This is a genomic window from Erwinia sp. B116 (assembly GCF_002865965.1).
Taxonomy (GTDB): Bacteria; Pseudomonadota; Gammaproteobacteria; order Enterobacterales; family Enterobacteriaceae; genus Erwinia.
The window spans coordinates 7,850-15,758 of the sequence record NZ_JRZZ01000032.1 but is presented as its reverse complement, the minus strand read 5'-3'; the positions used below and the strand labels follow the sequence as shown (position 1 = coordinate 15,758).

Annotated in this window: 8 protein-coding genes; 2 read left to right on the top strand and 6 right to left on the bottom strand. The window is 61.2% G+C overall.

The window, feature by feature from the left end; all coding sequences use genetic code 11:
* Positions 1 to 264: 264 nt before the first annotated feature.
* Positions 265 to 456: a hypothetical protein gene (locus tag NV64_RS17780; RefSeq protein WP_056241618.1), complete on the bottom strand. Its 192-nt coding sequence runs from the start codon at positions 454 to 456 to the stop codon at positions 265 to 267.
* Positions 457 to 549: 93 nt separating this feature from the next.
* Between NV64_RS17780 and NV64_RS17775 the strand changes: the two genes are divergently transcribed.
* On the top strand, positions 550 to 1,437 hold the full coding sequence (locus NV64_RS17775) for a LysR family transcriptional regulator (RefSeq protein WP_056241615.1): 888 nt from the start codon (positions 550 to 552) through the stop codon (positions 1,435 to 1,437).
* A 123-nt stretch (positions 1,438 to 1,560) separates the two neighbouring features.
* Positions 1,561 to 2,742 (top strand): PLP-dependent aminotransferase family protein, encoded by a 1,182-nt coding sequence (locus NV64_RS17770; protein WP_056241613.1) that lies wholly within the window; start codon positions 1,561 to 1,563, stop codon positions 2,740 to 2,742.
* 218 nt (positions 2,743 to 2,960) lie between these two features.
* On the opposite strand, the gene nth is transcribed toward NV64_RS17770, so the two are convergent.
* The 5 genes from nth to rsxC form a co-directional block, all read right to left on the bottom strand.
* Positions 2,961 to 3,602 carry an endonuclease III gene (gene nth / locus NV64_RS17765; protein ID WP_101506453.1) on the bottom strand — a complete coding sequence of 214 codons (642 nt, stop codon included), beginning with the start codon at positions 3,600 to 3,602 and terminating at the stop codon, positions 2,961 to 2,963.
* Positions 3,599 to 4,300, bottom strand: a complete 702-nt coding sequence (locus NV64_RS17760) for an electron transport complex subunit E (protein WP_056241608.1) — start codon at positions 4,298 to 4,300, stop codon at positions 3,599 to 3,601. Before NV64_RS17760 ends, nth begins: the two co-directional genes overlap by 4 nt.
* Positions 4,293 to 4,925 carry an electron transport complex subunit RsxG gene (gene rsxG / locus NV64_RS17755; protein ID WP_101506452.1) on the bottom strand — a complete coding sequence of 211 codons (633 nt, stop codon included), beginning with the start codon at positions 4,923 to 4,925 and terminating at the stop codon, positions 4,293 to 4,295. Before rsxG ends, NV64_RS17760 begins: the two co-directional genes overlap by 8 nt.
* Positions 4,926 to 5,987, bottom strand: a complete 1,062-nt coding sequence (gene rsxD, locus NV64_RS17750; protein ID WP_101506451.1) for an electron transport complex subunit RsxD — start codon at positions 5,985 to 5,987, stop codon at positions 4,926 to 4,928.
* The coding region (rsxC, locus tag NV64_RS17745; RefSeq protein ID WP_233209030.1) for an electron transport complex subunit RsxC at positions 5,988 to 7,909 on the bottom strand (1,922 nt) is incomplete at its 5' end.

Below are 7,909 nucleotides of genomic sequence, written 5' to 3'. Positions count from 1 at the left end.
AAGGAGCCCCGCCGTTAGCGATCCTATTTATATCCTCCTTCCACATACCCTGGCCCTGTGGCGAAATATCCCCCTTAAACGACAAGAACAGCTGTTATTAAATATCCGGGCTATTTACTTTGCCGCTTATAGGGTAAGTTTCTAAGCTGTTAATTATTTACCACAGAAAAAGAGGTCATGCCTGCTGTAGAGGGATCATTAATTCGCTCTTGCGTGCATCAGGCGGGATGAACAGGTTTAATTTTTTATGAGTATAATTTACTGTTATTTATGCTTTAACTTCATCGCCCTGTACTTTTCCAGCGCCTCTCTGCTGTTGTCTGCCTGCAACCTTAACGGCGACAGGCTGAACTGTTGTAGCAACAGTGAACGGATAATTTCACCGGCATCGGCATCATTTAACGACTGCGGAACCAGCGTGGTATCTTTACTGAGAAATACAAAATGCTGACTCATAACTATCCCCTTATTAACGCGATGAGGGGGATTGTAATTAACGCGCACCGGTTAATATAATGAATAATCGTCAGCGTTTGATAACGGAAAAGAATGGATATCCGACAGTTACAGGCCTTTATCACCCTTGCCGGTACCGGCAGCTACCGCAGCGCCGCTGAGCAGCTGTGCCTGACCCAGCCCGCGCTAACCAAACGCATCCAGGCGCTGGAGCTGTTGTGGGGTGTGACCCTGTTTACCCGTGGTCGCCACGGCGCAACGCTGACCGCTGCGGGGCAGCAGCTGCTGGAAAAAGCGCAGAAGCTGGTAAAAGAGGGGGCGGAACTGCAGCAGCTGGCGGCAGAGGTCGCCAGCGGCAAGGCCGGTCAGCTGGCGATCGGTTTTGGAATATCCGGCATTGCCGATGCGCCGCGCCGGGTAGCGGCGTTTCGCCAGCACTATCCGCAGGTTAGCGTCAGCCTTGAGGATATGTCCTCAGCCGAGCAGGCCATTGCGCTGCTGAACGGATCGCTGCAGCTGGGGTTTATGCGCCTGCCGGTGGAGCCGCCGCTGAGCGGAATGTCGCTACGCTGCGAGACGCTGGCGCTGGCCGTTGCACGGCCGCAGCGTGAATCGGTGGCGACGGCGTTGGCTGACGGGCCGGACTATCAGGTACTTGAGCGCCTGCCGCTGCTGGCGCTGCATCAGGAACGGGCTCCGGGCCTGAATCAGCAGATCGCCCGTTTTCTGGCGCTGCATCAGCGGCAGCCGCAGGTGCAGCAGTACGCGCGGGATATACAGACGCTGCTGGCGCTGGTGGCCGGCGACAACGGCGTGGCTATCCTGCCGCTAAGTGCGCTCACCGTTGCCTCAGCGGAAGTGGTAATGTTGCCGCTGCATGGCCCCTTCACCCGCTGGGACACCGGCCTGGTGTGGAACCCGCTGCGGCCGGATGCGCTGCGCGATCGCTTTATCGCACTGCTCAGCCAGCCTGCCGTGTAACCCGCACATTATGCAAAGTAATGCCTTTTTTTGTCACCGTGCGATTAACATCGCTTGCCACGGGCTGGGGTTGTGAATAGAGTGAATAAACCCATTTTTACCGGATACAGGCACAATAATAAAATGCACGATCAGCAACTTGCAACCCGCGCCAGCGAACTGAAACCTTCCGCCGTACGTGAACTCCTCAAACACAGCAAACTGCCGGGCGTGATCTCGCTGGGCGGCGGCATTCCGGCACCGGAACTGTTTGACCGTGAAGGGCTGGAGCTGGCGGTCAGCCAGGTGATGAGCGGCAATTTTAACGATGCCTTCCAGTACGGCCTCAGCGAGGGCTATTCGCCGCTGCGCCAGTCGGTCAGCGAGCTGTGCCGCCTGCGCGGCGTAAACTGCCCGGCCGAAGAGATCTACATTACCTCCGGCTCGCAGCAGTCGCTGGATATCGTGGCGCGTACCCTGCTGGATCCGGGTGATGTGGTAGTGGTCGAGCGTCCAACCTATCTCGCCGCGCTGCAGGTGTTTCAGCTGGCGCAGGCCAATATTCAGAGCGTTGATACCGACGATGACGGCATGCTGGTTGAACAGCTGGCCGACCTGCTGACCACCACTAAGGTGAAGATGGTCTATCTGGTGCCGACCTTCGGCAACCCGGGCGGCAAAACCCTGAGCGAAGAGCGCCGCGCCCGCGTAGTGGCGCTGGCCAAAGAGCACGGCTTTATCATTATTGAAGATGACCCGTACGGCGAAATTAACTTCACCGAAACCCGCTGGAAAACCCTCTACCAGCACGCGAAGGAGCTGGGCTGCGCGGACCAGGTGATCTACACCTCTACGCTCTCCAAGATCCTCGCCCCGGGCCTGCGTATCGGCTGGCTGGTGATGCCGGAGTGGCTGGCGGGCAAGGCGATTATCGTCAAGCAGGCTACCGATCTTCACAGCAACTCGATGACGCAGATCGTCACCGCGCAGTACCTGGCGCTGAACCGCCTGCCGCAGCAGATCGCGCTGATGCGCGACTTCTACCACAAGAAAGGGGAGATTCTGGCTAACGCGCTGCGCGAGAAACTGGGCGACCACATTGAGTTCAGCCAGCCAAAAGGCGGCATGTTCCTGTGGGCGCGCTTCCGTTACGAATTCGACACCACCGCCTGGCTGAGCAAAACGCTGGCCAACGGCGTGGTCTACGTACCGGGCGAAGCCTTCTACAACGACGCCCCGGATAAACGCACCCTGCGTCTCTCCTACTCAACGGTATCCGACGCCGATCTGGTCACCGCGGTAGAACGCCTGGCTAAATCGCTGTAAGTCGTTGAGCGCTGCGGCGGCACAATAAAAAACGGGCAGGGGGATTAACCCTGCCCGTTTTTTTTCGTTAAAAGCGGCAAGCTCTGTTAACGAGGATATGCGCTGTAAGACAGTAAGACAGTAAGACAGTAAGACAGTAAGACAGTAAGACAGTAAGACAGTAAGACAGTAAGACAGTAAGCCTGTTACGTAAGCCAGCAGAGCAGACGTCCGCCAGGTTACGCGCCGATCTCCACCTTCTCAGGAAACTCGCACAGGTCCTCAATCAGGCAGGAGCCGCAGCGCGGCTTGCGCGCCACGCAGGTGTAGCGGCCGTGCAGGATCAGCCAGTGATGGCAGTCGACCTTAAAGGCTGCCGGTACCACCTTCAGCAGCTTCTGCTCCACCTCGTCGACATTTTTCCCCGGCGCAAAGCGGGTGCGGTTACAGACGCGGAAAATATGCGTATCCACCGCAATCGTCGGCCAGCCAAAGGCGGTGTTCAGCACCACGTTAGCGGTCTTGCGACCAACGCCCGGCAGCGCTTCCAGCGCTTCGCGGTTCTCCGGCACCTCGCCGCCGTGCAGCTCCAGCAGCATGCGGCAGGTCTTAATCATGTTCTCGGCCTTGCCGTTAAACAGCCCGATGGTTTTGATGTACTCCTTTACGCCGTCCACGCCGAGCGCAAGGATCGCCGCCGGCGTGTTGGCCACCGGGTAGAGCTTCGCCGTCGCTTTATTGACGCTGACGTCGGTGGCCTGCGCCGACAGCAGCACCGAGATCAGCAGTTCGAACGGCGTGGTGAACGCCAGCTCGGTGGTCGGGTGCGGGTTATCGTCGCGTAACCGTATCAGGATCTGTTCGCGTTTCTCTTTATTCACAGCGCCTCCGGCTTGCCATCCGGCAGCGCGCGGGCCTCGCGCTCCGCCTTCAGCGCCGCCCGCTGCTTCATTTTATTGTCGATCAGGTATTTGGCGGCCAGCAGCATGCCGAGGCCGATAAACGCCCCCGGGGGCAGCATTGCCAGCAGCATCGGTGAGTCGAAGTGCACTACCTCAATGCGCAGCACCCGCGCCCACGGGCCAAGCAGCTGATCGGCACCGTTAAACACCGTGCCGTTGCCGATAATTTCGCGGATTGAACCCAGTACCACCATCACGCTGGTGGCACCCAGGCCAATCGCCGCGCCGTCCAGCGCCGAGAGGGGAATGCTGCTCTTCGAAGCGACCGCCTCAGCGCGGCCGACCACGATACAGTTGGTAACGATCAGCGGGATAAAGATCCCCAGCGACTGATACAGACCGTAAGCGTACGCGTTAATCAGCATCTGCACGCAGCTCACCACCGCAGCGATAATCATCACGTAGATCGGAATACGAATTTCAGCGGGGACCCAGCGGCGCGACATCGAAATACCGCTGTTGGTCAGGGTCAGCACCAGGGTGGTCGCCAGGCCGAGGCCGAGAGCGTTAGTGGCGGTCGACGTCACCGCCAGCAGCGGGCACAGCCCGAGCAGCTGCACCAGCGCCGAGTTATTCTTCCACAGCCCGCCGATTAGCAGGGTTTTCGCTTCACTCATTGGAGTCTCCACAGGCGGGCAGCGATGCCAGCTGCCCCGGTAAGGTTTCAATATACAGCGTGGTGCGTTTTACCGCATTCACAACCGCGCGCGGGGTGATGGTGGCCCCGGTAAACTGATCGAAGGTGCCGCCGTCTTTCTTCACCGCGAAGGTGGCATCATCCACGCCTTTCAGCTGCCGGCCGTTGAAGCTGTTGATCCAGTCAGAGATACGCAGCTCGATTTTATCGCCCAGCCCCGGCGTCTCATGGTGTTCCACCACCCGGGTGCCGTAGACCGTGCCGCTAAAGTTAGCGCCGACGATCATCATAATCGCCCCGGAATAGCCGTCCGGCGCGATGGTTTCAATCGCCACCGCCACCGGCTTATCGTCCTTTCGCGCCACGTAAAGGTGGTGCGGGGCCGCGTTGCCCAGCGCCGGATTGCTCACCACGTAACACTCTTTCTGAATGGCGTTATTGTACAGCTCCGGCGGCACCACCTGGTCCAGCAGCACCTTCTGCTGTAAGGCCGTCTGGTGGGCGATGGTCGGTTTGGTCACCGTATTCACCACGGCGGTCATGCCGGTGGTAATGGCGGCAAACACCGCCAGCGTTACGCCGTTTTTACGAATCGCATCCAGCATTTACTTCTCCTTCCGGTGGCCGTAAACGCGCGGCTGGGTGTAATAGTCGATCAGCGGTACGGTGATATTAGCCAGCAGTACGGCAAACGCCACGCCGTCCGGGTAGCCGCCGAAGCTGCGGATCAGCCACACCAGCAGGCCGATCAGCACGCCGTACACCAGCCGCCCCTTATTGGTGGTGGAGGCGGTCACCGGATCGGTAGCGATAAAGAACGCGCCGAGCATGGTCGCGCCGGAGAACAGATGCACCATCGGCGACACCAGGCTTTCCGGTGAAAACAGCCAGCCGAGGGTGGCAAACAGCGCCAGCGAGGCAATAAAACTCACCGGGATATGCCAGCGGATGCTGTTGTTCCACAGCAGGAACAGCCCGCCCAGCAGGAAGCCGACGTTGATCCACTGCCAGCCAAGGCCGGCCAGCACGCCGCCGTAAATCGGCTGCGCCAGCAGCTGTTCAGCGGAGTGGCCCGCGCGCAGCCCGGTTTTGAAATTATCTAACGGCGTGGCCTGGCTGATGCCATCAATGCCGATCTGCAGCTGCTGCATGGTGTGTCCGTCCAGCGTATGGAAACGGAAGATCATACTCAGCGTATCGGCAAAGGTCGGGGTGATCCCCTGCAGCGCGTCCGGCGGCAGCCAGCTGGTCATCTGCACCGGGAAGGAGATCAGCAGCACCACGTAGCCAACCATTGCCGGGTTAAACGGGTTCTGCCCGAGGCCGCCGTACAGCTGCTTGGAGATCACTACCGCGAACAGCGTACCGATCACCACCATCCACCACGGGGCCAGCGACGGAATGCTGATCCCCAGCAGCAGGGCGGTGAGCAGCGCCGAGTTATCCTTGAGCACCGGCACCAGCGGCAGCTTGCGCAGGCGCAGAATGGCCGCTTCGGCGCCGATGCCGGCGGCGGCGGCGATCGCCACCTGAATCAGATTTCCCCAGCCAAAGTACCACCACTGTGCCGCTATTCCCGGCACCGCGGCCAGCAGCACCAGCATCATTATCGTGCCGGTACTGCGGCGGTTGTGGGTATAGGGTGAACTAGCAATTCGAAAAGCCATTTAATCCTCTTGCGTCTCAGGCTGCTGCATCCTGCGCGCTTTCACGCGCGCTATTGCGGCGGCCACCGCAGCTTTACGCGCCGCATCGGCGTCGACGGGCGCAGGGTGTTCAGTTTCAGATTCAGGTGCGTCGGCCACCACGGCGGCGGCAGCCTGCGCTGCTTCTGCCGACGCTGCCGCGTTATCAGCGGCCAGCGCCGCCTTCTTCGCTTTAGCACGGGCAACTGCGGCAGCAACGGCGGCCTTGCGGGGATCGGTTTCTGCCACCGAAGCCGCAGGTTCGTCAGCCGGGGCAGCCGTTTCAGGCGCTGCTTTTGGCTCAGCGCTTTCAGCCGCCAGCGCCGCTTTTTTCGCTTTGGCACGGGCGATTGCGGCAGCTACGGCCGCTTTGCGCGGGTCGGCTTCTTCTGCCGGGGCAGGAGATTCAGCAGCTGCGTCTGCTGCTGTCTCAGCGCTCTCAGCGCTCTCAGCGGCCTGAGCGGCTTTCTTCGCTTTGGCACGGGCGATCGCTGTTGCTACCGCCGCTTTGCGTGGGTCGGCTTCAGCCGCCGGAGCAGCAGGTTCGGCAGCCGGGACGGCCGTTTCAGTGGCTGTTTCAGCTACTGGCTCAGCGCTCTGAGCCGCTTTTTTCGCTTTGGCGCGGGCAATTGCTGCTGCAACAGCAACCTTACGTGGATCGCTCTCTGCCGCTGCCGCCGGCGCAGCAGGCGCGGCAGCCGTGACAGTCGCTTCAGCCGCTGCATCTGCAGCCGGTACCGCGCCCTCAGCTGCCGCGGCCTTCTTCGCCTTAGCACGCGCCAGCGCGGCAGCCACCGCGGCTTTACGCGGATCCTCGATCTGATTGCTGACCGGTACGCTGGCCGCCTGTTGCTCGGCCTGACGCACGCGGGCTTCGGCCAGACGCGCCTCGCGCTGTGCTGACCTTACGGCGCTCTCCTGTTCTGCTGTAGCGGTAACCTGCGGCGCATCGGCGTCGGTCTGTTTCGCCTTCACCCGCGCCAGCGCAGCGTTCAGTTCAGCCGGCGAGCGCTCGGCGGCGCTGCGTTTGGCCTGCTGGTGCTTTGCATCCCGCGCCAGCTTTTCGCGCTCCAGACGCAGCTGACGGGCTTCGAAGCGGGCTTTTGCCAGCGTATTACGTTCGGATTCCAGATCGATCGCCTGAATCTCGGCCTTCTCCTGACGGTAGTACTGCACCAGCGGAATATTACTCGGGCAGACGTAGGCGCAGGCACCGCACTCGATGCAGTCGGCGATATTGTACTCGCGGGCCTTATCGTGATCGCCACCGCGGCTGTACCAGTAGAGCTGCTGCGGCAGCAGCCCCGCCGGGCAGGCGTCGGCGCAGGCGCTGCAGCGGATGCAGCCTTTTTCCGGCTCGCTGTGGCCCATCTCGCTGGCGGAAGGGGCCAGTATACAGTTGGTGATCTTCACCACCGGCACGTGCAGCGCCGGCAGGGTAAAGCCCATCAGCGGGCCGCCCATCACCACCATCTGCTCGTTGCCGGGGATAAAACCGGCCTGCTGCAGCAGATGGCTGACCGGGGTGCCGAGGCGCGCCCAGACGTTAGCCGGGCGCTGCACCGCCTCGCCGGTCAGCGTCACCACGCGCTCGGTCAGCGCTTCGCCGTCGACCACCGCGCGCTTCACCGCAAAGGCGGTGCCGACGTTCTGCATCAGCACGCCGATATCGGTCGAGCGCCCGCCGTGCGGTACTTCCTGACCGGTGAGGATCTTTGTCAGCTGCTTAGCGCCGCCGGACGGGTATTTGGTCGGGATCACCCGAATCTGCAGGTCGGCCGCGTCGCCCAGCGCCCGGCGCAGCGCGGCGATCGCCTCCGGCTTATTATCTTCAATACCGATCAGCACCCGCTCCGCCTGCAGGATATGCGCCAGGATGCGGCTGCCTTCCAGTACTTCGTCGG